Genomic DNA, 2,794 nt, shown 5'->3' on the forward strand with positions numbered 1-2,794 from the left:
GATGTTCAGAACCAGCACCACATCCTTTGGCGCGATCAAACGCAAGTCCTTCTCCATATTGCGTTTCTGCGCTTCGCTGTCCGAGATCGCGGTGATTTCAACCCGGTCCGCCGCGATCGAGATCTTTGACCGTTTCAACCGTTTCAACGCTTCGATGCCAAATCTCAGGGCGGAATTCCAGGTGGCCGGGGCAGGGTAGGCGGCGGCTTCCAGCATGTTGATGATTTCGGTATCGGGTGTCAGCGCCGCCGCCTGTTCGGCCAGCATCACTTCGCTGACGCCGCCTTCGCCTGCGTCTTCGGGCATCAGGCCGATCAACTGGATGCCGTCATCATTGCGCAGCATTTCCACCGAAAAACGCGGGGCCTCGATGGCCGATGCCGGGGTCACCTCCAGCGCATCGCGGACGCGAGAGCTGTCGACAACCGACCCCACCAGATTAACCGCGCGAAACCGCGTGGCCTCGTTCGGGGCGGTGCCTGAAAGGATGACGGTCAGACCATCGGTCTGCACATCGATCCAGTCGATGCCTTCCTCGGCAAGGCGGGCGCTGACCACGCTGTCGGACCGGTGCTCGATCACCATGGCGGCAGCGACGGCCACGCCAACCATCACTGCGCCCGCCACAAGGAAGGCCAGCAGAGCAAGGGTGGTCCGAGAAAGGCGGAGAAGTCGTTTCGGCACTGGACAGGCTTTTCTGGCAGACTCAGGGGGTCTATGGACGCCCCTCGCTTCCTAAGGCTTTGATGCGGCAGGTTCAATCAAAGCAATGCGGCGGCGGCAAGAAACAGCACAGGGATCAGCCCGGCATCGCGGTTTGACCGAAAGATCCTCAGGCAGGATGCGGGATCATCGATATCCAGCCGCCGCATCTGCCACGCCATGTGCCACCCCATCGCCCAGACCCCGGCCAGCCCCAGCGCCAACGCCAGTGTGTTACCGTTCGGTGCCAGCGTCATCACCACAGCCAGCGCAAACAGTGTGACCGTCAGTGAAAAGAACACCGCCAGCCACCAGCGCGTGTTGCTGCCAAACAGCCGCGCGGTGGACTTGACGCCGATCAGCGCATCATCCTCGCGGTCTTGGTGCGCATAGATCGTATCGTAAAACAGCGTCCATGCGATGCCCGCCGCATACAGCACCACCGCAGCCGGGGTCACCGTTCCGGAATGTGCCGCCCAGGCCAGCAACGCGCCCCAGTTGAACGCCAGGCCCAGAAACACCTGCGGCCACCACGTAAACCGCTTGGCAAAGGGATAGATCGCCACCAGCGCCAGCGACGCGATGCCAAGGGCAATGGCCAACCGGTTGTAGGAAAACAGAATGCCTGCCGCCAACAGCGATTGCGCCACCATCCAGATCAACGCCTGGCGCACCGTGACCTGCCCCGATGGCAGCGGCCGGCTGCGGGTGCGCGCCACGGCCGCGTCGATGTCTCGGTCGGTGATGTCGTTCCAGGTGCAGCCCGCCCCCCGCATCAGGAACGCGCCCACCCCGCAAGACAGCGCCAGCCACAGGTCCCACGTCCGGAACCCGCTGGCCCCGGACGCCAGCGTAATCGCCCACAGGCAGGGGATCAGCAGCAGCCAGGTGCCAATCGGCCGGTCCGCCCGGCTCAGCCGCAGATAGGGGCGGCTTGGTGCCGGGGCCAGCCGGTCAACCCAGTTGCCCTGCGGCGCATCGGCCACGCTATGCAGATCCGGCGGATCTTCCAGCGGGGCAGCCTCTGGCGTTCGCGGGGGTTGGGACATAGGTTTGCGCTCATGTCAGAAACGAAGATCAGGCTTTATGTAGATCAGCCCTTGGGTCCGGGGCAAGCGGTGCGCTTGTCGCCCGAGCAGACGCATTACCTGACCGGGGTCATGCGGCTGGCGGTCGGGGCGCAGGTTCTGCTGTTCAACGGACAAGACGGCGAATGGCGCGCGGCACTGGTCGAGACGGGCCGGCGCGGCGCGATAGCTGTCTGCGACCAGTTGACCCGGCCATTGGCGATGCCGCCCGACCTGTGGCTGATCTTCGCGCCGATCAAGAAGGCGCGCACCGATTTCATCGTGGAAAAGGCGGTGGAGCTGGGCGTGCGGCGCATCTTGCCGGTGCAGACCCGGCACACCAATTCCGAACGCATCCGGCAAGACCGGCTGCAAGCGCACGCGGTCGAGGCGGCGGAACAATGCGGTGCCACCTGGGTGCCCGAGGTGGCAGAGCTGCAGCCGCTGGACAAGCTGCTGGCACCCTGGCCCGCAGACCGGCGGTTGTACTGGTGTGACGAGGCGGCGGCAGGCGCGCCCGCCCATATCACCGGCGACCCCGGCGCATCGGCAATCCTGATCGGGCCAGAGGGCGGCTTTGCTGAAACCGAGGCGAAACGCCTGCGCGCCATGCCGGGCGTCACGCCGCTGTCACTCGGCCCCCGCATCTTGCGCGCCGACACGGCGGCTGTGGCCGCAATCACCCTGTGGCAGGCGGCCTGCGGAGACTGGCGATGATGCGACCGGCAGCCGCGACGGATCGCCCGGCAATCGAGGCATTCCTCTTGCAGCACGCCGAGGCCGCGATGTTTCCCCTTTCCAACTTGCGGGCGCATGGTCTGGGCGAAGGTGATTTCGCCTCTGACCACCCGCACGCGCTTCGGGTCTGGATGGCCGATGGCGGCCCCTCGGGAGTTGTGGCCCTGACGCGGGGTGGCATGCTGCTGCCGATGCTGACCGCATTGGCTGACCGGGCCGCGTTGCGGCTGGCGCTGGCCGGACTGCCGATCACCGGCGCGGTCGGCCCGGCGGATCAGGTGCGCGCC

The 2,794-nt window shown here is 65.9% G+C and carries 3 protein-coding genes and 1 pseudogene; 2 read left to right on the top strand and 2 right to left on the bottom strand.

Features of this window, described 5'->3' with window-relative positions; genetic code table 11:
* The coding region (locus RMO18_RS19050) for a BON domain-containing protein (protein ID WP_309668065.1) at nucleotides 1-684 on the bottom strand (684 nt) is incomplete at its 3' end.
* A 77-nt stretch (nucleotides 685-761) separates the two neighbouring features.
* Complete coding sequence (gene ubiA, locus RMO18_RS19055; protein ID WP_309668066.1) at nucleotides 762-1,751, bottom strand: 4-hydroxybenzoate octaprenyltransferase; 990 nt, start codon at nucleotides 1,749-1,751, stop codon at nucleotides 762-764.
* Between the two features lie 12 nt (nucleotides 1,752-1,763).
* On the opposite strand from ubiA, the gene RMO18_RS19060 reads away from it, so the two are divergent.
* Both RMO18_RS19060 and RMO18_RS19065 read left to right on the top strand, forming a co-directional pair.
* The gene (locus RMO18_RS19060) at nucleotides 1,764-2,486 is read left to right on the top strand and encodes a 16S rRNA (uracil(1498)-N(3))-methyltransferase (protein ID WP_309668067.1); all 723 of its coding nucleotides are present in this window, start codon (nucleotides 1,764-1,766) and stop codon (nucleotides 2,484-2,486) included.
* Nucleotides 2,483-2,794 (top strand): annotated as a pseudogene (locus tag RMO18_RS19065) (hypothetical protein); the annotation flags it as partial. The gene RMO18_RS19060 and the pseudogene RMO18_RS19065, both read left to right, overlap by 4 nt.

The sequence above is a fragment of the Tabrizicola sp. genome, assembly GCF_031377265.1.
Classification (GTDB): Bacteria; Pseudomonadota; Alphaproteobacteria; order Rhodobacterales; family Rhodobacteraceae; genus JAUYQR01.